This window comes from Streptomyces lunalinharesii, assembly GCF_039532155.1.
GTDB lineage: Bacteria > Actinomycetota > Actinomycetes > Streptomycetales > Streptomycetaceae > Streptomyces > Streptomyces lunalinharesii.
This window is the reverse complement of the sequence record NZ_BAAARK010000006.1, coordinates 324871-345022: the sequence shown is the minus strand read 5'-3', so window position 1 is coordinate 345022 and position 20152 is coordinate 324871. Positions and strand designations below refer to the sequence as shown.

General features: G+C 72.7%; 18 protein-coding genes. 14 read left to right on the top strand and 4 right to left on the bottom strand.

Annotated elements, in window-relative coordinates; genetic code table 11:
- The first annotated feature begins 78 nt into the window (after positions 1-78).
- The 5 genes from ABD385_RS12925 (at position 79) to ABD385_RS12905 (ending at position 4100) form a co-directional block, all read left to right on the top strand.
- Positions 79-1653 (top strand): MFS transporter, encoded by a 1575-nt coding sequence (locus tag ABD385_RS12925; protein WP_344575320.1) that lies wholly within the window; start codon positions 79-81, stop codon positions 1651-1653.
- Positions 1654-1704: 51 nt separating this feature from the next.
- Positions 1705-2301: a 6-phospho-3-hexuloisomerase gene (hxlB, locus tag ABD385_RS12920; protein ID WP_344575319.1), complete on the top strand. Its 597-nt coding sequence runs from the start codon at positions 1705-1707 to the stop codon at positions 2299-2301.
- A gap of 53 nt (positions 2302-2354) precedes the next feature.
- Positions 2355-2978, top strand: a complete 624-nt coding sequence (gene hxlA / locus ABD385_RS12915; RefSeq protein WP_344575318.1) for a 3-hexulose-6-phosphate synthase — start codon at positions 2355-2357, stop codon at positions 2976-2978.
- Positions 2979-3046: 68 nt separating this feature from the next.
- The gene (locus tag ABD385_RS12910; RefSeq protein ID WP_344575317.1) at positions 3047-3412 is read left to right on the top strand and encodes a DUF4326 domain-containing protein; all 366 of its coding nucleotides are present in this window, start codon (positions 3047-3049) and stop codon (positions 3410-3412) included.
- Positions 3413-3482: 70 nt separating this feature from the next.
- A complete protein-coding gene (locus tag ABD385_RS12905) occupies positions 3483-4100 on the top strand; it encodes an NADPH-dependent FMN reductase (protein ID WP_344575316.1) in 618 nt (205 codons plus the stop codon).
- Here the strand turns inward: ABD385_RS12905 and ABD385_RS12900 are convergent.
- Positions 4090-4734: a TetR/AcrR family transcriptional regulator gene (locus ABD385_RS12900; RefSeq protein WP_344575315.1), complete on the bottom strand. Its 645-nt coding sequence runs from the start codon at positions 4732-4734 to the stop codon at positions 4090-4092. The two genes, ABD385_RS12905 and ABD385_RS12900, sit on opposite strands and share 11 nt — an antisense overlap.
- 129 nt (positions 4735-4863) lie before the next feature.
- Between ABD385_RS12900 and ABD385_RS12895 the strand changes: the two genes are divergently transcribed.
- Positions 4864-7203, top strand: coding sequence for an MMPL family transporter (locus ABD385_RS12895; protein ID WP_344575314.1), 2340 nt, complete (start codon positions 4864-4866; stop codon positions 7201-7203).
- A gap of 57 nt (positions 7204-7260) precedes the next feature.
- On the opposite strand, the gene ABD385_RS12890 is transcribed toward ABD385_RS12895, so the two are convergent.
- Positions 7261-7731, bottom strand: coding sequence for a hemerythrin domain-containing protein (locus ABD385_RS12890; protein WP_344575313.1), 471 nt, complete (start codon positions 7729-7731; stop codon positions 7261-7263).
- A 482-nt stretch (positions 7732-8213) separates the two neighbouring features.
- Here ABD385_RS12890 and ABD385_RS12885 point away from each other — a divergent pair, with 482 nt between their 5' ends.
- The 4 genes from ABD385_RS12885 (at position 8214) to ABD385_RS12870 (ending at position 12406) form a co-directional block, all read left to right on the top strand.
- Positions 8214-8552, top strand: a complete 339-nt coding sequence (locus tag ABD385_RS12885; RefSeq protein WP_344575312.1) for a VOC family protein — start codon at positions 8214-8216, stop codon at positions 8550-8552.
- Positions 8549-9490 (top strand): LysR family transcriptional regulator, encoded by a 942-nt coding sequence (locus tag ABD385_RS12880; protein ID WP_344575311.1) that lies wholly within the window; start codon positions 8549-8551, stop codon positions 9488-9490. The genes ABD385_RS12885 and ABD385_RS12880 overlap by 4 nt, the downstream gene beginning before the upstream one ends.
- 42 nt (positions 9491-9532) lie before the next feature.
- Positions 9533-11179 (top strand): NRAMP family divalent metal transporter, encoded by a 1647-nt coding sequence (locus ABD385_RS12875; RefSeq protein WP_344575310.1) that lies wholly within the window; start codon positions 9533-9535, stop codon positions 11177-11179.
- A 210-nt stretch (positions 11180-11389) separates the two neighbouring features.
- Positions 11390-12406, top strand: coding sequence for an FUSC family protein (locus ABD385_RS12870; protein ID WP_344575309.1), 1017 nt, complete (start codon positions 11390-11392; stop codon positions 12404-12406).
- A 1-nt stretch (position 12407) separates the two neighbouring features.
- On the opposite strand, the gene ABD385_RS12865 is transcribed toward ABD385_RS12870, so the two are convergent.
- Positions 12408-14207: a glycoside hydrolase family 15 protein gene (locus ABD385_RS12865; protein WP_344575308.1), complete on the bottom strand. Its 1800-nt coding sequence runs from the start codon at positions 14205-14207 to the stop codon at positions 12408-12410.
- 366 nt (positions 14208-14573) lie between these two features.
- On the opposite strand from ABD385_RS12865, the gene ABD385_RS12860 reads away from it, so the two are divergent.
- The 3 genes from ABD385_RS12860 (at position 14574) to ABD385_RS12850 (ending at position 17856) form a co-directional block, all read left to right on the top strand.
- Positions 14574-15155 carry a universal stress protein gene (locus ABD385_RS12860; RefSeq protein WP_344575307.1) on the top strand — a complete coding sequence of 194 codons (582 nt, stop codon included), beginning with the start codon at positions 14574-14576 and terminating at the stop codon, positions 15153-15155.
- Positions 15148-17193 carry a SpoIIE family protein phosphatase gene (locus tag ABD385_RS12855; protein ID WP_344575306.1) on the top strand — a complete coding sequence of 682 codons (2046 nt, stop codon included), beginning with the start codon at positions 15148-15150 and terminating at the stop codon, positions 17191-17193. The genes ABD385_RS12860 and ABD385_RS12855 overlap by 8 nt, the downstream gene beginning before the upstream one ends.
- Before the next feature lie 132 nt (positions 17194-17325).
- On the top strand, positions 17326-17856 hold the full coding sequence (locus ABD385_RS12850; protein ID WP_344575305.1) for a universal stress protein: 531 nt from the start codon (positions 17326-17328) through the stop codon (positions 17854-17856).
- 17 nt (positions 17857-17873) lie between these two features.
- Here the strand turns inward: ABD385_RS12850 and ABD385_RS12845 are convergent, their stop codons facing one another.
- Positions 17874-18521: a response regulator gene (locus ABD385_RS12845; RefSeq protein WP_344575304.1), complete on the bottom strand. Its 648-nt coding sequence runs from the start codon at positions 18519-18521 to the stop codon at positions 17874-17876.
- A 243-nt stretch (positions 18522-18764) separates the two neighbouring features.
- Between ABD385_RS12845 and ABD385_RS12840 the strand changes: the two genes are divergently transcribed.
- Positions 18765-19964, top strand: a complete 1200-nt coding sequence (locus ABD385_RS12840; protein ID WP_344575303.1) for a sensor histidine kinase — start codon at positions 18765-18767, stop codon at positions 19962-19964.
- Positions 19965-20152: the final 188 nt, after the last annotated feature.

The following is a 20152-nucleotide window of genomic DNA, read 5'->3' as shown; positions in this document are numbered from 1 at the left end:
GGGCGGGCGGGGCGGTGCCCACGGTGGAGCTCCACGGGGGTTACGCCCCCAAGACAGCCGTGAGTTTGGAGACTTCCCATGCGCAAGTGGGGACCCCTGGTGGCGATATGCCTGGGGACGTTCATGTTGCTGCTGGACGTGACCATCGTCCTGGTCGCACTGCCGGCGATGTCGGACGCCTTGGGCACCGACCTGTCGGGCCTGCAGTGGGTGATCGACGGCTACGCCCTGGCCCTGGCAGCGGCCCTCCTCGGCGTGGGCATGGTCGCCGACATCAAGGGACGACGGCCCGTCTACCTGGCGGGTCTGGTGCTCTTCGCCGTCGCCTCGTTGGCCTGCGGCCTGGCCTCGTCGACCGGCATGCTGATCGCCGCCCGGATCGTCCAAGGGCTCGGCGCTGCCGCGATGTTCACCGCCACGTTGTCGTTGCTGACCGCCGCCTACACGGGCCGTGCACGGTCGGTGGCGCTGGGGGTCTGGGGCGCGGTGGCCTCCGGTGCCGCGGCGCTCGGTCCGGTCCTGGGCGGCCTGCTGACGCAGGGACTGACCTGGCGGTGGATCTTCTTCATCAATCTGCCGATCGCCGCCGCCACGGTGCTGCTGACCCAACGGGTGATCACCGAGCGGCCCGTGACGGAGCCGGCGATCGCCGTGCAGCGGCGGCGGATGGACGTCCCCGGCCTGCTGTTGTTCGCCCTCGCAGGCACCATGCTCGTCTACGGACTGACCCAGGCGCACGGTAGCGGATGGGGCGGCCTGCAGACCCTCTTCCCGCTGGGCATCTTCCTGGTCGCCGCGGTGGCCTTCGTCCTCGTCCAGCGGCGCAGCGCCCATCCGATGCTGGACCTCGCGCTGTTCCGACAGCCGACGTTCGTCAGCGCCGTGTTGGCCATTTTCGTCGGGCAGGTCGTGGCGTTCGGCTTCCAGCCCTACACGTCGGTGTGGCTGCAGTCCCTCACGGGCCTGTCCCCGTTGCGCGCCGGACTGGTGATCGTGCCGCAGGCCATCGCCGCGGTGCTGGTCTCCGCACTCGGCAGTCGGGCCCTCGCGCGGGTCCCGCTCAAGGCGAGGATGCTGGCCGGACTCGCACTCATCGGCGTCGGCGCGCTGGGGCAGGCCGTGCTGCACGCCTCCGCGGGCTGGGCGGTCCTGGTGCCCGGGCTCATCGTCAGCGGCCTGGGCGTGGGCCTGCTCACGCCGGCCTCCTCGGCCCTGGCGATGGAGGCGGTGGACAGCCGGCGCTCGGGGATGGCCAGTGGCGCCTACAGCACCTTCCAGCAGCTCGGCTACGCCCTCGGCGTCGCCGTCTTCGGAACGCTCACCGCCGCCCGGATGCAGCACGAGCTGACCGGCCACGTCCCCGACGCCCACCGGGCGGCCGGCCAACTCTCCGCCGGAACCATCGGGGAGCTGACCGACCACCTGACCGGGTCGGCGCGCGCCGCCACCGACCACCTGCTGCACGCGGCGTTCGCCTCCGGCCTGAACGCCACCGCCGTCATCGGCGCCGTTCTCGCCGGCGCGACCGTCGTGCTGATCACGGCCGTGCGCTTTTGCGCCCACACCTCCCCGGCGCCCGCATCCCGGGCCGCGGCGGCGTCCGAGCCCCGACGGCGGGCGACGCAGGACACCGCCCGCACCACCCACCCGTAAGGCACGACCCGCCGCGTCCCGACCGGGACGGGGCGAGAGCGGAGAACCACGATGAACACCTTCGCGACCGCGCACGAGGACCACCTGATCCCCGATCTGGTGGCCACGAACCTGGACCTCGTCGTTCAGGAGAACGCCCGGCTCGTCGCCCGGCTGGACCCCGACCGGTTCCGGCCCGTGCCCCGCCTGATCGACGACGCCTGGGCCCTGTACTTCACCGGGGCCGGCCGCTCGGGACTGGTGATGAAGGCGGCCGCGATGCGGATGATGCACCTCGGACGCACCGCGCACGTGGTGGGGGAGAGCACCACGCCGGCCATCACGGAAGGCTGCCTGCTGTGGGCGGCCTCCGGATCGGGCACCACCCCCGGTGTCCTGCGCACCGCCCGTGAAGCCCTCGACACGGGGGCTCGCGTGCTCGCCTTCACCACCGACCCCACCTCCCCGCTGGCCGCCGTCGCCACGCACACCGTCGTGCTGCCGGCCCCGGCCAAGCAGAGCCCCGACCAGGCAGCGTCCAGGCAGTTCGCCGGCAGCCTCTTCGAACAGTCGCTGCTGCTGACGACCGACGCCCTCTTCCACACCCTCACACAGCTCCAGGGCGAGGAACACGGCCAGTTGTGGTCCCGCCACTCCAACCTCGAATAGCCCGACCACCGACCCCACGCATCGCTCATCACCAGAAGAGAACGGAGTCCGTCATGCAGCTGCAGGCAGCCATGGACGTCACCACCACCCGACAGGCCCTGGACCTGGCCGCGAAGGTCGCCCCGTGGGTCGACATCCTCGAACTCGGCACGCCACTGATCAAGAACGAAGGACTCGGCGCCGTCCGCGCCGTCAAGGACGCCCACCCGCTGACCACCGTGTTCGCCGACCTGAAGACCGCCGACGCCGGCGAACTCGAAGCCGACCTCGCCTTCGGCGCGGGCGCCGACCTCGTCACGGTGTTGGGAACGGCGGGAGACTCGACCATCGCCGGCGCCGTCCGCGCCGCCGAACGGCACGGCAAGGCCGTGGTGGTCGACCTGATCGGCGTCGCCGACAAGGCCGGTCGGGCCCGCAGCGCGACAGGGCTCGGAGCGCGGTTCGTCGAGATGCACGCCGGCCTGGACGAACAGGCCGAACCGACCTTCAGCTTCCAGCGGCTGCTCGACGCCGGCCGGGAATCCGGCGTGCCGTTCTCCGTCGCGGGCGGCGTCAACGCCACGACCCTCGTGGCCGTCCGGGACGCCGGTGCCCTCGTCGCCGTCGTCGGCGGTGCCCTCTACAACGCGCCCGACCCCGCCCGCGCGGCACAGGCGCTGCGCTCCGCCCTCACCTGACGCCCCCTCACACGCGGTGGTCGGGGCGGCCCGAACGCCCCGGCCACGACACCGCAAAGGCAACTGCCATGAACGACACCACCGTGGTCAACATGAAGGGCCACGTCCACGACACCGCCTGGCGGGAGGGCGTGCGCTACGTGGGCCGCAGGATGGCCCGCGGCGGCTGGGACCTCCCGTCCTCGCGCTGGCACAACCCCTTCCCCGTCCTGCCCGGGCCCCCCGAGGCCCGCGAAATCGCCCTCCGCGCCTTCCACGACTACCTTCTCCACACCCCCCAACTCCTCGCGGACCTACCCCACTTGCGTGGGCAGGCGCTGGGCTGTTGGTGCGCACCTCGGCTGTGCCACGCACACGTCCTGGCCGCCCTGGCCGACCACCCGCGGTGGACCACCCTCGCCTGGTCCCGACTGCGCCCCCGCCTGCCCGGCTGACCCGGAACGGGCCGCACGCCCCGGCAGGTCACCACCCGCACAACCTCCCGTACGACTGAGGAAATCCAACGTGAGCACAGACAACTCCCCGCGCCGTCCCCGCATCCTGGCGGTGTCCGGCAGCCTGCGCGCCGGCTCCCACAACACCCAGGCCCTACGGGCCGTCGCCGCCTTGTTGGTGGAGGACGCCACCGTGACGGTGTGGGACGGCCTGGCGGCCGTGCCGCCCTTCTCGGAGGACGACGAGCACCTCATCGCCGGCGCCGTCGAGTCCCTGCGGGCCGCACTGCGCGACGCCGATCACGTCCTGATCGCCACGCCGGAGTACAACGCCTCGATTCCCGGGCAGCTCAAGAACGCCCTTGACTGGGCCTCCCGGCCGTTCGGCGACGCCGCCCTCACCGGCAAGGCCGTCACCGTGATCAGTGCCAGCCCCAGCACCTACGGTGCCCAATGGGCTCAGGACCACCTGCGCACGGTCCTCAGCACCGCGGGCGCCCACGTCACGGACTTCTCCCTCGCCATCCCGCAGGCACACACCGCCTTCACCGACGACGACGCCGCGCACCGCGCGGAGCTGCGCGGGCGTCTCACCGCCCTGGCCGACCACCTCCGGCGCCAGGCACGCCCCGAATGCGGGCAACCCGCACGTGACCAGGGCGCCCCGCGACGGCGCCTCAACCGGTGATGACGCGACTGACGGCACGGCCCAGGTCCTGCTGTTCGTTGTCCCGTAGCGGGGGCAGGGGGGTGGCCTGGGCCGGGTGGAGGGAGTCGAAGAGCAGGGCGATGAACCGGGCCCGCATGGAGGCGGTGGTGCCCGGCAGGGCGAGCCCCGCGATGCCCATCACCAGGAAGTGCGGGATGTCGGCCGCGGTGAGGTCGTCCCGCACTTCACCCGCCTCCTGGGCCCTCGCCAGCAGCGGCGCCAGCGAGTCGCTGAACTGCTGCAGGGCGTCGACGGCGACGTCGGCGAAGTTGCTGGCGAACGTGACCAGGCCCCGTTCGTCAGTGATCAGTTCGAGGAGGCGGGTGGCGACGTCCTGGAGGCTCTGGCGCGGGTGTGCGGAGTCCGTGGCCGCCTCGACCAGGGGGAGCAGATCGGTGCCGAGGATGTCGTCCAGCACCGCCCGGACGATGGCCTCGCGGTTGGGGAAGTGCCGGTACAGGGTGGCGATGCCGACGCCGGCCTCCGAGGCGATGCGGTCCAAGGAGCCCTCGCCGGACCCCAGGACAGCGCGTCCGGCCGCGACGATGCGCTCCACGTTGGAACGGGCGTCAACCCTGCGCGCTCGCGGCGTGCGGGACGTTTCCTTCGGCATGGGGCACTCCTCGCTGATTCACGTTGCAGGGTACCCACCTGCCCGTAGTGATAGTCTCCTATCGTATTGATAGGGCACTCTCACTTAACGGGTGGGGTGACTCCTGACCTGGGGAAGTGGGAAGCGGTTGTGTCCGTACTGCTGTACAAACTGGGACGGTTTGCCTACGCCAGGCCGTGGTTCGTGATCGCCGGATGGGCGGCGATCGCCGCGGCCGTGGTGTCGTTGCTGGTCGTCAATCCGGTCAAGCTCAGCAACGAGGTGCGCATCGACGGGACGCCGGCGCAGAAGGTCATCGACGACCTGGCCAAGGACATGCCGGAGGCGTCCGGAGGCCAAGGCATGCTGGTGTTCCGGGCGCGGGACGGCGGCCGGATCGATCGGCCGGCCAGTCATGGTGCGCTGCGCGCTGCCGTGGACGCCGTCTACCGGCACGAACACGTCGTCGACGCCCGCAAGGCACTGGCGCAGCAGGCGGACAAGGGCTCGGCTCATCCGCTGGCCCGCGCCCAGGATTCGGTCGCCGAGGCGGCGGGCCCGCCCAAGACGACCACGCCACCGGTGCCGTTGCTGGGGGCCGGCGGCCGCCCCCTGCCCGGGGTGCTGGTCTCCGCCGACGGATCCACCGCCATGCTGCAGTTCCAGTTCGACGAGCAGACCTACGAGTTGCCTGCCGGCACCATCGACCGCCTGGTCGAAGCCGCCCGGCAGCAGGCGGACCGCGGCCATCTGGAGGTGTTGCCCTCGGCCACGATGATGGAGATGCCCGAGGTCGTCGGCGTCGGCGAGATCGTCGGCCTGGTTGTCGCGGCCCTCGTCCTCCTGATCGCCCTCGGGTCCCTGGTGGCCGCCGGCCTGCCGCTGCTCGTGGCCATGACCGGCGTCGTCATCGGCGTGGGCGGCACCTTCGCCCTCTCCGGCGTTCTCGAAATCCACTCCCTCACCGTCATGTTGGCGCTCATGTTGGGACTGGCGGTCGGCATCGACTACGCGCTGTTCATCATCAACCGCCAGCGGCGCCTCATCCTCGACGACGGGCTGAGCGCCCGGGAGGCCGCGGCCCGCGCGCTCGGCACGGCGGGCAGCGCCGTGTTCTTCGCCGGCGGCACCGTCATCATCGCGCTCGCCGGACTCCTCGTCGTCGGCATCACCCTGCTCACCAGCATGGCCCTGGCTGCCGCCGCCACGATCGCCATCGCCGTGCTGCTCGCCCTGACGTTCCTCCCCGCCGTGCTGGGCCTGGTGAAGGAGGACATCTGCTCCGCCCGCGCGCGAGCCCGTGCCCACGAGCAGGTCGGGAACTCCGCACGGCGCGCGACGCGATGGGGCGACGCTCTGGTGCGTCGCAGAGGGCCGGTCTTCCTCGTCACCTGCCTGGTGACGCTGGCGCTGGCCGCCCCCGCCGTCGACATGCAACTCGGCTTGCCCTCGGGCGCCAGCTACCACTCCGACACCCCGCAGCGCCAGAACTACCAGGCGGTCAGTGCGGCGTTCGGCCCCGGATACAACGGCCCCCTGATGGTCGTGGCGCGCTCCGCGGAACGGGGCCGCCCGCTCACACCGCAGAGCCTGGCCGCGATAGCCCGCGAACTCAAGGCGGCCGAGGGCGCCGACTCGGTGAGCCTCGCGGCGATGAACTCCACCGGAAACACCGCCCTGTTCGGACTCGTCCCCCAACGCGGGCCGAACGACGAGGGCACCAAGCAGCTCGCCGCCACGGTGCGCGCCCAGAGCCACTCGCTCGACGCGGCGCACGGCGTCACCTTGGGCATCACCGGCTTCACGGCACTGGCCATCGACGTCTCCGACCGCCTCGCCGACGTTCTGCCGCTCTACCTGATGACCGTTCTGGGCCTGTCGCTCGTCGTCCTGCTCCTGGTGTTCCGCTCCCTGCTGATCCCGCTGATGGCCACCGCCGGGTTCCTGCTCAGCGTGACCGCCACCTTCGGCGTCACCACGGCGGTCTTCCAGTGGGGTTGGCTCCAGCCGTTGATCGGGCTCGATGCGACCACCCCCGTCGTCAGCCTGCTGCCCGTCATCGTCACGGGCGTGCTCTACGGACTGGCCATGGACTACCAGGTGTTCCTGGTCACCTCCATGCGCGAGGCCCACGTGCGCGGCGCGGACCCGGTACGGGCGACCGTCTTCGGCTTCGCCCAGGCGAGCAGGGTGGTCATCGCAGCCGCCACGATCATGGTGGCGGTCTTCTCCGGATTCGTCTTCAACGGCCAGCCGATGATCAAGCAGCTCGGGTTCGCCCTCGCCGTCGGAATCCTGATCGACGCGTTCGTCATCCGGATGACGTTCGTTCCCGCGGCCATGGCGCTCGCCCGGGGAAAGGCGTGGTGGCTGCCCGCCTGGCTGGACCGGATCGTGCCGGACCTCGACGTCGAGGGCGACAAGCTCGACCTGCGCCTGTCGACACCGGATGCCGGAGCCCGGCGCGAAGGGCACCGGACAACGCGCTGACCGTTTTCCCGTCGCGCCACCGGCAGCGCGTCGCCACGCCGGGCCGATCCGGCCCGGTCAGGCGATGTCGGCGTGGTGCCGGTGCGCGTGCCGGTGGAACTCGGTGCCCAGCCGGGTCAGCTCCGACTCGGGGCAGACCCGGCACAGGCGGGGGAACAACTGGTGCTCGCAGAGCCGGACGTGCCGACCGAACGCCGCCGACAGCCGCTGGACCTGCCCGTCGAAGCCCGGCCCGCGGGACGAGGCGGACTCCGCCGGCTCCAGGGCCCACAGCACGTCCGGGTACTCGGCCTCCAACTGCCCGGCTAGGGCGTCGCCGCCCCGCACCTCGTACCGCACCGTCGGCAGCAGGAACCGGCGTTCCGCGACGGCGTGCCGCTCCAATTCGGCGGCGGCGTGCCGTACGAGTCGCTCCTGTTCGGGGCTTCCCGCCCCGGCGCTGCCGATCCGGTCCAGCAGGGCCTGGAGCGTGCGGTGGTCGCGCTTCAGCTCCCACGTCAGCTCGGACTGGCGCATGATGCGGCACATCGGAACTCCTCTCGGCCACGACGGGCTGGATTTCGGAATCGCCACTGGTGTCCGCGCGGAAATGCGTCCTGCGCGGCAGTGGGGAATCCGGGTGGGAATCTCCGGGAGTGGAATTATCCGAGCGAGGCTCGGGAATTCCCGAAAATCCACTGTACGGGGCCGCGCGATCGTCAGTATCGGCTGATCGGTGGATGGGGTGGTGGAACGGCTTCCCGGCGGGCGTGTTCAGCGGCGAGGGCGGGGGGGGGGCTGGTGCCTGCGAGCGATGTTCCTGCTGCTGGCGGGCATCTTGCAGCTGCTTTGGGGGCCTTTCGGTGCCTGATATTCGGGGTGTGCCGGCCGCGCGGACGGCCCCCGCCTGCGGGTGCGGGAATTCGTAGGGGGACCGCCCCATCCTCCTTTCGGTTGGAATCCCTCGATGACCAGTTGAACCTTTCTCCATTCTCTTCACTACGCTCTTTTGGCTCCTTAGCGTTGATGCCATGAAAGCGAACGTAGAGCAAATGAACGTGGAATGCGTCGACCCGGTGCGCCTCTGTGCCTTCTGGTCCCAGATCCTGTCCGGCGCGTCGACCCCGCCCCGAGGCGAACCGGCGGCGGTCACCTCCGCCGGCCCGATCGCCATGTCCTTCTACCGGAGGCGTGCCGCCGCCTGCCCCCGCTCCTGCGTGGACATAGCGGTGGACTACCTGGAGTCGGCCGTGGTGCGTGCCGTGCGCCTGGGCGGGACGCCGATCGGCGGCATCGATCGCAGCGGGGAACGCCCGCTCCAGGTCATGAAGGACCCCGAAGGCAACGTCTTCCGCTTCCTCGCCCGATGACCGGCGGGCTCTCGCTGCGGCAGTTGGAATACCTCACGACGGTGGCGGACGAGGGGCGCCTCACCCCCGCGGCGGCGCGCCTGTTCGTCACGGTCCCCACCCTCTCGCAGCAACTCAAGACCTTGGAACGGGGCGTGGGCACCGCACTGGTGGAGCGCGGCGCGAACGGCGTGCGCCTCACCGCCGCGGGTGAGGCGTTCCTGCCGTTCGCCCGTGCCGCGTTGCGCAGCGCACGGCTCGCCCAGGAGGCGGCCCGCGCCGCGGACGCGCGGAGACGCGCGGCGGTCCGTTTGGTCACGCTGCCCCCGCTCCTGCCCGGCCTGCTGCCCGCGCTCGTGGACACGGCACGGGCACACGTCGACGCCCCGCTCGTCGTCGAGGTCCGCGAAGAGAGCCGCCAACTCCGAGCGGCCGTGCGATCCGGCGCGGCGGACGTCGCCGTCGGACCGCGTCCTGGCCGCTGGGACGGTCGCATCGACTGCCTGGCAGCCGAGGAAGCCGTGATCGTGTGCGCGTCGGACGACCCACTGGCCGGGCGGGAAAGCCCCCTGGAGAACCTGCTGCAACGTGACTGGATCGTCCACCACGGCGAGGGCTGGGACCCGCAAGACCTGACGGCCGGCGCACCGGGGGGCGATGCACTCCGCTGGCCGTTCCCCGTGGCCGAGGTGCCCACCGTCGAAGCGGCCGTGGTGCTCGCCGTGGCCGGCGCCGGCGTCACCGTGGCCCCGCGCAGCGCACTGCCCGACGGGGCGGCGGACTGCGTCATCCGCCTCGCGCCGAGGCAGATCCGCGAAACCTCGATCTATCGAGCGGCGGGAGCGGCAGCGCCGGTCGAGCGCTGCTGCCAGGCACTGCGGACCGCGGTGGCCCGCGCCGCACGCTCCGCGGAAGCCACGGGCGGCGCCGACGAGCAGCAACGCCCGCCCGCTGGATGACTCCGAGCCACCGCACACGAGGTCCGACCGAGGAGGCGGCACATGAACCCCACACCCCCGCCCGGCGGGAGGCCGAGGAGCCCCGCGGTGCTCGACGACGCCCGCGTCACCGACGTCCACGGAGCCCTGGGCTCGATCCGCGCGGCTGCCGACGGACCCCGCCGGGGGACCGGAACGAAGGTCAAGACCTTGCTCGCCGTCGTCGGCCCGGGCCTGATCGTGATGGTCGGGGACAACGACGCCGGCGCCTTCGCCACCTATGGCCAGGCGGGCCAGAACCACGGGACCGCGCTGCTGTGGACGCTCCTGCTGCTGATCCCCGTGCTGTACGTGAACCAGGAGATGGCGCTTCGGCTCGGCGCCGTCACCGGGGTGGGGCACGCGCGCCTCATCCTGGCGCGCTTCGGACGGTTCTGGGGCGCCTTCTCCGTCGTCGACCTGTTCGCGCTCAACGCCCTGACGGTCGTCACGGAATTCATCGGCATCGCGCTCGCCCTGCGGTACCTGGGACTGCCGGAGGTGCCCGGCGTGCTGGCCGCGGCCTGCCTGGTCGTCGCCGCGGCGTGCACCGGCTCGTTCCGCCGCTTCGAACGCTTCGCGGTCTTCCTCTGCGTCGGGAGCCTGTTGGCCGTCCCGCTGTACGTGATGGCCCACCCGCCGGCCGCGCAGATCGCCCGAGGACTCCTGCCGTCCGCCCCGTCCGGCGGTTCCGGGCTCGGTGACGTGCTGCTGTTGATCATCGCGATCGTCGGCACGACGGTGGCCCCCTGGCAACTGTTCTTCCAACAGTCGTACGTGGCCGACAAGCGGATCACTCCGTGCCTCCTGCGCTACGAGAAGGCCGACCTGTGGATCGGCATCGCCGTGGCGATCGTCGGCGCGGGTGCCGTCATGGCCTTCACGGCTGCGGCGTTCGCCGGAACCGCGGGCTTCGGCCACTTCGGCGACGCGGCGGGCATCGCCCGAGGTCTCGAAGCCCATGCGGGTCGGGCCGCCGGCGTCCTGTTCGCGGTCGCCCTGCTGGACGCCTCGGTCATGGGCGCGTCCACCGTGTCCCTGTCCACCGCCTACGCCCTGAGCGACGTGCTCGGCGTGCCGCACTCCCTCCACCGGGGCGTGCGCGGAGCGAAGGGGTTCTACGCCTGCTTCGCCTTGGTGGTCGCCGTCGCAGCGGCCGTCGTGCTGATCCCCGGATCCCCGCTCGGTCTGCTCACCGAAGGCGTGCAGACGCTGGCCGGCGTGCTGTTGCCGTCGGCCACGGTCTTCCTGTTGCTGCTCTGCAACGACCGCATGGTCCTGGGGCCTTGGGTCAACGGGCGGCTGACGAACGCCTTCACCGCGCTCACGGTCGGTGTGCTCGTCGTGCTCTCGTTGATCCTCACCGCGACGGTGCTGCTTCCCCACCTGTCTCCTGCCTGGACGGCGGGCATCGCGGCGGCCACCGGCGGCTTCTCGGGACTTTCGGCGCTGGGGTACGCGGAGGTGCGGCGCAGGCGTCGCGGCTTCACCCGCGCCCCGTTGCCCATCGACCGGAGCCAACGGCAGGGCTGGCGCATGCCGCCGCTGGCGGAACTCCCGGCGCCCGTCGTCTCCACCGCCCGCAAGGTGGGTCTGACCGTGCTGCGCACCTACCTGGGGTTTGCGGTCGTGCTCGTCATCGTCCGCATCGTCCAACTGGCCACGGGATGACGGCCACCGGGCGCGCCGTCGCGCACCGCCGGCTCCGCTCCGTCCCGTTCCCGCGCCGGTCCCGGCTTCGCCCGGGCGAGCCGGTTCGGGTGGGGCGCTTCGGCCGTCGGGAGGAGTGGGCGGCGCGGTACCCATGAAGCGGGCGGGAAGCGGGGACAGCCCACGGGGCGGCCCGCGCGGCGGAGCCCACGGAACGAGCGGGAGTGGTGGATGCACCGGCAGGACGACGTCGACGGCCGGCACGTGGCGGTGGCCCGCGTCACGTCCTGGCTGCGGGTCGACTGGGAACCGCAGGCGGCCGCCCGACCGGGCCCGGGGGTGGCGGCCGGGGTGGCCCTCGCCGCGCCACTGCTGGTCGGGCTGGCGGTGGGACGTCCCGAGGCGGGTGCCGCACTGCTCCTCCCGGCGCTCCTGGTCGTCCTGCCGCTGCCGCCGGACGCCGACCTCGGTGAGCGGGCGCGACAACTGGTGGCCCGGGTCGCGGCCGTCACCCTCGCGGGCGTGTACGCCTACCTCGTCGGCGGACGGGTGTGGGCCCTGGTGCCCGCGATCGTGGTGGCGGCCGTGCTGGGCGCGCGGGCGCCGCGGGTCGGATCCGTGGCGCCCCTGGCCGTGGTCCTGATCGGCATCGGCGGTCCCACCGCGGCCTTCGGCGTACCCGGCCTGGCGCAGCTCGCCGGCGGCCTGTGGGGCGCTGCCCTGATGCTGCCCCGTTGGCGGCGGCATCCGTCCGGGGGGCCCGCCCCGCCGCCGCCCCGACCGGACCGGACGCACCTCGTGCGGCTCGGCCTGACCGTGGCGGCCGCCGCCACGCTGATGGCGGCCGTGCACCACTTGACGGGGAGCGGCCACTGGTTGGTCACCGGCACCCTGCTGGCCCTGCGGCCCACCCCGGAAGGCACCCGCGCCAAGACGCGGCAGCGCGTCATCGGCAACACGCTCGGCGGGGTCGTCGGTACGCTGCTCGTCCTCTTCCGCCCCGGGCAGCTGACCGTCGCCCTGCTCATCGGCGCGGTCGGGACGCTCGCCTACGCCTTGCGGCCCGCCAACTACCTGTACTGGTGCCTGGCCTTCCCGATGCTGCTGCTCCTGATGGACGCCTATCGCGAACCCGTCCCGTGGTACACGGCCGTGGTCCGGGTGGCCCTCGTCCTCGCGGGCGGCCTCCTGGCCGTGTTCGCCACCCGCTGGCCGCGACCGCCGGCGCCGCCCCCGCCCGACGTCTGACTCAGCCCGTAGCCGCCCGCTCCAGCCCGAGCGCGGTGGCCACCAGCCCGATGTGGCTGAACGCCTGGGGGAAGTTCCCCAAGTGGCGGCGGGCCAGCGGGTCGTACTCCTCGGCCAACAACCCGACGTCGTTGCGCAGTCGCAGCAGCCGCTCGAAGAGCGCGGTCGCCTCGTCGACGCGCCCGGTCAGTCGCAGCGCGTCCGCCAGCCAGAACGAGCAGATCAGAAACGTCCCCTCGGTGCCGGGCACCCCGTCGGCCGGGCCGCCCGTGGTGCTGTAACGGCGTACCAGACCGTCGTGGGAGAGGGCCGCACGCACGGCATCCACGGTGCCCGTCACGCGGGGATCGTCGCCCGGAAGGAAGCCGAGCTGCGGAATCAGCAGCGTCGCCGCATCCAGGTCGGCGGACCCGTACGCCTGGGTGAAGCTGCCGCGTGCGGAGTCGAAGCCCCGGTCACAAACGTCCCGGTGCACCTCGTCGCGCATGCGCCGCCAACGCTCCGGATCACCCTCCAGTTCGGGATGGGCCTCCAGGGTGCGCACCGCCCGGTCCGCCGCCACCCACGCCATGACTTTGGAGTGCACGAAGTGCCGGCGGGGGCCGCGCACCTCCCACAGTCCTTCGTCCGGCTCGCGCCAATGGGACTCCAGGAAGGCCAGCAGGCTCAACTGCAGCCGCCAGGCATGCGGTTGGGGCGCCGGAATGCCCGAGGTCCGCGCCACGTGCAGGGCGTTGATGACCTCGCCGTACACGTCCAGTTGGAGCTGGTCGACGGCGGCGTTGCCGACCCGTACGGGACGCGAGTCGACGTGCCCGGACAGCCAGGGGAGTTCCATTTCGGGCAGCCGCCGTTCACCGGCGAGCCCGTACATGATCTGTAGGTCTTCGGGGTCGCCCGCGGCGGCCCGCAGCAGCCAGCTGCGCCAACTCGCGGCCTCCTCGACGTACCCCGCCGACAACAGGGCACCCAGCGTCATCGTGGCGTCGCGCAGCCAGCAGTAGCGGTAGTCCCAATTGCGGACCCCGCCCGGTTCTTCCGGCAGCGACGTGGTGGGGGCGGCCACGATGCCCCCGGTCGGGCGGTAGATCAACGCCTTCAGCGTGATGAGCGAACGCACCACGGCATCCCGGTACGGCCCGTCGTAACGGCACCGCCCGGTCCACTGCCGCCAGCCCTTCAGCGTGCGCGTCAGCGTCTCGTACGGATCGGTCTCCGGCGGCCGCTCCAGATGGGAGGGGTGCCAGGTGAGCGTGCAGGCCACCCGCTCACCCGCCCGCACGGCGAACTGCGACCCGATGCCCGACCGCGCACCCCGGGTGGCCACCGCCGGACGGGAGCGCAGCCACACCGAGTCCGGTCCGGCGACGGCCACGTGCTGGCCGTCCGCCTCGTAGACCCACGGCGCGACCCGCCCGTAGTCGAACCGCAGCCGCAGCTCGGACTCCATGACGACGGAGCCCGACACGCCCTCGACGACGCGGACGACCTCGGGGGCCGTCACCCGCTGCGGCATGAAGTCCACCACTTTGACGGTGCCGTCGCCCGTCTCCCAGAGGGTCTCCAGGACCAGGGAGTCCGCGGCGTACGCCCGCCGGGTGCAGCAGCCCTCGGACGCGGCCGCCGGGGCGATGCGCCAGTGGCCGTTCTCCGGGCCGCCGAGCAGCGCGGCGAAGCACGCGCCCGAGTCGAAGCGGGGCAGGCACAGCCAGTCGACCGAGCCGTTCCTGCCCACCAGGGCCGCGGTCTGGAAGTCGCCGATCAGGGCGTACTGCTCGATCGGGAGGGGGACCGGCGCCATGTGCACCTCCTACCGGCCGCCGGCCGGCGCGGAGCCGGATGCCGGGTGGGCATCGGGCCCCGGAGCCTCGTCGGCTCGGGAAGCTCGGCCGGGCTGACCATTGTGGAGCCAGGCACCCGTGGGTGCCACCGGCGCCTGGGGGGCCGGCCGCCTCGCGACGCGGCGATCGCGCGCGGCGCAGGCGGGCGGGTTCCCCTCCGAACGGGGGATGCCCGCACCACCCGGGACCGCCCGACTGGCCGATGGGATCCCCCGCCACCGCTCCCTACCGTCGCAACTGTGACGGCCACGACCCGGACCGGGGCGGGGCCCGACCCGGTCCGATCCGCCGTGCGACCGCGCGGCCCGCGAGGGAGGAGGCCAGTGATGGACCAGGAAGTACGGCACGTGGTGGTGGAGGCGGGCGATCCGAACGGCGGCCGGAGTGCCCTGCGCCGGGCCGGTCAGGAGGCCGTGCGGCACGGCGCCCGACTGTGTCCGGTGCTCGTGCGCCCGCCGGCCCGGTCCGCGCCCCCGGGCGGGCCACGACCGCCGCTGCCGGAGGACGAGACCCTGGAGACGTGGGCCGACTGGCTGCGGAGCCTCGATGCGGCCCTCGGCACGGCGCTGGGCGGACTGGCGCCCACCGTGGACTGCGATCCCCTCGTGGCATGGGGTTCTCCCGGACCGGCCATGGTGGCCGCCGCCGAACGGGAGGGCGACGACACCCTCCTGGTCGTACGGGCCGACGAACCCGGTGTCCGGCACCTGCTCGGGCCCCCCTCGACCGCCCGGTACTGCCTGAAGCACTGGCTCGGTCCGCTCCTGCTGGTGCCCGCCGACCCGCCGGAAGGTCCCGCCGTGGGGAGCGGCGGCGGGGGAGCCGAAGCGTTCGCACGAGGGCTGGGGGCGAGGTGCCGCGGTCCTGCGACGCCTCCGTCCACCGGGGCAGGGGGACCCCGTGGCTGACCCCTCCCTCGACGTGTTCGAGGCAGCAGCCCGCCACCGCGCCGCGGCGGGAGCCGGTGCGGCGCCCGGGTCCGTGCCCGCACTGGCCCGGATCGCCTTCGTCCACGCACCCGGCGGCATCGCGCTGCTCGACACCTGCGGCTACGAACTGATCACCAACCCCCGTTGGGAAAACGTGCTCGGCCCGCTGCCGGCCGTCGGAGTCCGCCCCTGGACCGCGCGGCTACCGGCCGAATTGCGCCGCGCCGGCCGTGGCCTGCTGGAACATGCCCTCGCGGACGGCGACGGGCGTCCCGTCGAGCGTCTCTTCACGCTCCCCGGAACCGGAGAGCGGGACCGCTCGGTGCTCGTCAAGATCCGGAACACCCCGGCACTCGGGCACTGCGTCGCCACGGCGTTCGACGTGACCGACGAACTCGCCGAACGCCAGCAGCAGTTGAGCCTCGCGCTGCGCACCGCGTCCCTCGCGGCGTGGAGCGTGGACCTGACCACCGGGGAGGAACGCTGGTTCGACGATTCCGAGGAGCTGTACGGGATGCGCGCGGCGGCGCACCGGTTGGTGCCCCGGCTCCAGGAGGCCATCGCACCGGAGCACCGCCAGGCCGTCCAAGAGGCGTTCGCCGACCTGGAGGACGCGGGCGACCAGGTGGAGACCACGTACGCCATGCACGACGACGAGGGCCGGCGCCGCTGGATGCGCGTCGACGCCCGGATCCACCCGCTGAGCACCCCGCCGCACCGTTGGTTGGTCGGCGTCACCCGCGACGTCACCGACGAGGTCGACCGGCGCGGCGCCCTGGAGGAAACGGTGCGGCAGGAGGCCGACCGCGCGGACCGGATCGAGGAGATCGCCGCGGCCCTGGTCTCCGCGTCCACCACCGGCGCGGTCGGCGCGGCGATCACCGAACGCGTCCCCCAGGCGATGGGCGCCATCGGCACGCTGGTCATGAGGGCCGAGCACGGGCGGTTCAGGTCGCTCGCCGCGTCCGGGGCCGGCACGCCCATGGCGCAGCTCCTCGACGGCATGTCCCTCGACGCCCAGGTGCCCGCCGCGCGCGTCGTACGCGACGACCGCGCCTGCTACATCAGCAACCCCCAGGAACACCGCGCCGTCACCGAGGGCGATCCGTACGACCTGCTCTCCCGCACCCAGGCACGGTCCTGGGCCATGCTCCCGCTGAGCTGCGCGGGCCGGCCGTCCGGCGTGCTCGCGTTGGACTTCGCGCGCTGGCACGACTTCCCACCGTGCGAACGCGCACTGCTGTCGACCGTCGCCGGCCTGACCGGCCAGGCACTGGCCCGGACCGCCCTGGTCCAGGACCGCGTCGAACTCGCCCAGGCGGTCCAGCACCTGCTGATGCCGTCCCGGCTCTCCCAACTGGCCGGACTGCGGATGGCCGGACGGTACGTGCCCGCCTGCGACGGCGTCCGCATCGGCGGTGACTGGTACGACGCGTTCCCCCTCGCCGACGGGCGCTACGCACTGTGCGTCGGCGACGTCGAAGGCCACGACGTGCGGGCGGCCGCCGTCATGGGACAGATCCGCACGGCGGTACGCGCCTACTCCCAGACGGAGCCCGGGCCGGGCGCCGTCCTGGCCAAGGCGAACGACCTGCTCTCCTCCCTCGGCGGTGAGCACTTCGCGACCTGCACCTACCTGGTCCTCGACGAGCAACGCGGCTGCCTGGAAGCGGCCACCGCCGGCCACGTGCCCGGCGTCGTAGGACACACCGACGACACCACCGAACTACTGGCCCCGCCGCCCGGACCGCCGCTGGGCGTCCAGCCAGGCAGCGCCTACGTCACCGTGAGTCGTCCGCTGACCGCGGTGCGCACGCTGGTGCTGCTCAGTGACGGCCTGGTCGAGGGGCCGGAGCTGGACCTGGACGACGGACTGGAGCGGGTGCGCGCGATCGTGGTGGACCACCGCGACGCGTCCCCCGAAGACCTGGCGGACGCCCTGCTGACCGTGAGCGCACGCACCGGCCACCTCGACGACGCCGCCCTCCTCGTCGTCCGCCAGGAGCCGACCGGTTGACGGCAGGGTCCACCGGCAGGACCTCCCATCGGCGGGAGGCCGATCGGACTCCCGTTTCCTAGCCTGGCGGAAGACCTTCGAGAAACGGGAGACCTCCGAGAAACGGAAGACCTCCGAGAAAGGGGAAAGACCATGCCCAGCACCGAAGACGTGGAGCGGGTCGTCGTGGGTGTCGACGGCTCGGAAGGGAGCCTGGCAGCGCTCCGGCAGGCCGTGCACGAGGCCCGGTGCCACGGGGCCGAACTGTGCCCCGTCATCGCCTGGACCCCGCCCGGCGGCGAGGCGCTCACCGCGCAGTGCCCCGTCCCCGAGCCCGAGGACCTGCGGAGGGAGTGGATACGCCTGGCCCGGGCCCGCCTCGACGCCGCCTGCGCACGGATCCTGGGCGATGCCGGCGCCGACCTGACGGTCTCGTCGAGGGTGCTGCGCGGGCGGGCCGAGGACGTGCTGACCCGCTCCGCCCGCAAGCCGACCGACCTCCTGGTCATGGGCGCGGGAAGCCACGGGCGCCTCCACCGCCTGCTGTTCGGCTCGGTCAGCCGGCTCGCGCTGAAGCGTGCCCAGTGCCCCGTCCTCGTCGTCCACCCCGACCAGGGGCACGCGGCGCTCGACCCTGGGCAACGCACTGCCGCGACGGACCAGGCGACCTCGGCCGACCGCTGACGGGACCGCCCGGGCCCCTACTCCAGGAGGCCGCGCCGCATGGCTTCGGCCACCGCGGCGGCACGGTCGGAGACGCCGAGCTTCTCGTAGAGCCGCTGGGTGTGCGTCTTGACGGTGCTGGCGCCCAGGAACAGTTCCTCGGCGAGTTGCGGGATGCTCTTCCCGTCGGCGAACCCGTGCAGCACCTGGCGTTCGCGCTCGGAGAGCACCGCCGGATCGCGGTCGGCACGGAGCCGGATCTGGTCCACCAGGCCGCCGGCGAGTTCTTCCGGGACGACCCGCTTGCCGTGCGCCACCTTCAACACCGCGTGCACGATCTCGCTACGCTTGGCGTCCTTGGCGAGGTAGCCGCAGGCCCCCTCCTCGATGGCGCGGAAGACGACGGCGCTGTCGGTCGTCGTCGACAACAGCAGTGTGCGGGTGGGCAGTTGGTCCCGGACGACGGCGTGCACGACGGCGATGCCGTCCAGCTTGGGGATGCGGTAGTCGAGCAGGGCCACGTCGGGCTTCAACTCGCGGATGGCGGCGAGTGCCTGTTCGCCGTCCGCGGCCTCGGCCAGCACCTCGATCTTGCCGCTGAGCTGGAGGCCCCGGGTGACGCCCTCGCGGAACACCGGATGGTCGTCGGCGACAACGACCGTGACCTGCCGGCTCGAACTCGTCATCGGTCCGTCACCTTCCGTCGCGCCGCACGGGAGAACGCTGGGAGCGTTCACCACCGTAATCGGGGCCCGCGGTGCACGCCTCTCGGACTGGGCCGGACAACCGCGCCCACGAGGGGATTCCCACCGCCGACCGGGGGCGGATGCGCACCCGCAGGATCCGTCGTACGGTCGGCCGGTGAAGCAGCCCCCGTCGACCGACATCCGGGCGGTATCCGGGCGGTGGACGCGTTCGGACGGTGCACGATGACCACACGGTGGCGTGAGCAGCAGTTCACGGCGATGTCCGACCTGACCGGCCGCTACGTCGCGCGACTGCGGCTGCCGGCACTGCTGCCGATCCTGTTCGCCGGGCTCGCCGCCGAGCAGCGCCTGATCACCCCGTGGTTCTTCGTCTGCTTGGGCCTGTACGCCGTCTGGGCCCTGGTGCGGCTCGCCCTCGTACACCGCCCGCACGCGGCCGGGGCGCGCGGCGCGGTGACCGCGGCCGCCATCGACGTGGTGGCCGTGACGCTGCTCGGGGGACTGTCCGGAGGCCCCGAATCAGCGGTGCGCTACGCCTACTTCGTGCTGCCGATGGCGAGCGTGATGTGGCAGCGGCCCAGGCTCACCGGCTGGCTCAGCGCGGCCTGCGTGGTCGGGTACCTGGCGATGACCCTGCCGCACCTGTTCCTGACGCCCCACGCGGACTACTGGCCGGTGCTGGTGGACGAGGCCTACCTGTTGTGGAGCGTCGGCGTGTGCGTGCTCGTCGCGGCCCTGCTGCGCCGGCGCAGCGAACGCGTCGCCCAACTGCTCGACAACCGAGAGACGCTGTTGCGCGACGCCCTGGACGCCGAGGAACGCGAACGGGCCCGACTCGCCGACGCCTTGCACGACGGCGCGGTGCAGAACCTCTTCGCCTCCCTCCACGACCTGGAGGAGGCCGAGGCCAAGGCACCCTCAGCCGAACTGGACCGTGCCGCGCGGGAGATCCGCGGCTCGGTCCGCGAGATCCGTGAAGTGATCTACGTGCTCCACCCCCAGGTACTGGCGGCCGCCGGACTGGCCCCCGCGTTGGAGTCCCTGGGGGAGCGGTTGGCCCGGCGCGGCGGCTTCGTCGTCCACTACGACCTGGACATGCCGGACCGGGACCCCGCCGAGGCGTTGCTGTTCTCCGTCGCCAGGGAACTCCTCACCAACGTCGTCAAGCACGCGGACGCCGACAACGTCTGGCTCACCCTCGCGCACGACACCGACCACGTCGTGCTGCGGGTACGCGACGACGGCAGGGGATTCGACACCGACGTCGTCCAGGAGCGCCTGAAGGCCGGGCATATCGGCCTGGCCAGCCACTACGTCCGCGTGGAGAGCGCGGGCGGAACCTTCTCCTTGGACAGCTCCCCGCAGGGCTCCACCACCGTCGAGGTGCGGCTCCCCACCCGGCCGCAGACCGACCCCCACTGAGGGCGCACGGTCCGGCACCCGCCCGATCGGCGGACCGCACCGTCAGGAGGACGAGCGGCCGATCGGACGCGGTCCCGGACCCGGCCCGGATGCCAGTGTGGACGGCGAGCGGCCGTCCCGAGTCCCGCCCGACCGACTGATCGGACCGGTGCCGCGCCACGCCGCGGCCCAGCGTCCTCGCGTGCCGC

Bases quoted from the DNA above. Each gene is read 5' to 3' on its own strand.
- ABD385_RS12925 (WP_344575320.1), top strand. From the start codon at position 79: ATGCGCAAGTGGGGACCCCTGGTGGCGATATGCCTGGGGACGTTCATG.
- hxlB (WP_344575319.1), top strand. From the start codon at position 1,705: ATGAACACCTTCGCGACCGCGCACGAGGACCACCTGATCCCCGATCTG.
- hxlA (WP_344575318.1), top strand. From the start codon at position 2,355: ATGCAGCTGCAGGCAGCCATGGACGTCACCACCACCCGACAGGCCCTG.
- ABD385_RS12910 (WP_344575317.1), top strand. From the start codon at position 3,047: ATGAACGACACCACCGTGGTCAACATGAAGGGCCACGTCCACGACACC.
- ABD385_RS12900 (WP_344575315.1), bottom strand. From the start codon at position 4,734: ATGCCGAAGGAAACGTCCCGCACGCCGCGAGCGCGCAGGGTTGACGCC.
- ABD385_RS12890 (WP_344575313.1), bottom strand. From the start codon at position 7,731: ATGTGCCGCATCATGCGCCAGTCCGAGCTGACGTGGGAGCTGAAGCGC.
- ABD385_RS12885 (WP_344575312.1), top strand. From the start codon at position 8,214: ATGAAAGCGAACGTAGAGCAAATGAACGTGGAATGCGTCGACCCGGTG.
- ABD385_RS12880 (WP_344575311.1), top strand. From the start codon at position 8,549: ATGACCGGCGGGCTCTCGCTGCGGCAGTTGGAATACCTCACGACGGTG.
- ABD385_RS12875 (WP_344575310.1), top strand. From the start codon at position 9,533: ATGAACCCCACACCCCCGCCCGGCGGGAGGCCGAGGAGCCCCGCGGTG.
- ABD385_RS12870 (WP_344575309.1), top strand. From the start codon at position 11,390: ATGCACCGGCAGGACGACGTCGACGGCCGGCACGTGGCGGTGGCCCGC.
- ABD385_RS12865 (WP_344575308.1), bottom strand. From the start codon at position 14,207: ATGGCGCCGGTCCCCCTCCCGATCGAGCAGTACGCCCTGATCGGCGAC.
- ABD385_RS12860 (WP_344575307.1), top strand. From the start codon at position 14,574: ATGGACCAGGAAGTACGGCACGTGGTGGTGGAGGCGGGCGATCCGAAC.
- ABD385_RS12850 (WP_344575305.1), top strand. From the start codon at position 17,326: ATGCCCAGCACCGAAGACGTGGAGCGGGTCGTCGTGGGTGTCGACGGC.
- ABD385_RS12845 (WP_344575304.1), bottom strand. From the start codon at position 18,521: ATGACGAGTTCGAGCCGGCAGGTCACGGTCGTTGTCGCCGACGACCAT.
- ABD385_RS12840 (WP_344575303.1), top strand. From the start codon at position 18,765: ATGACCACACGGTGGCGTGAGCAGCAGTTCACGGCGATGTCCGACCTG.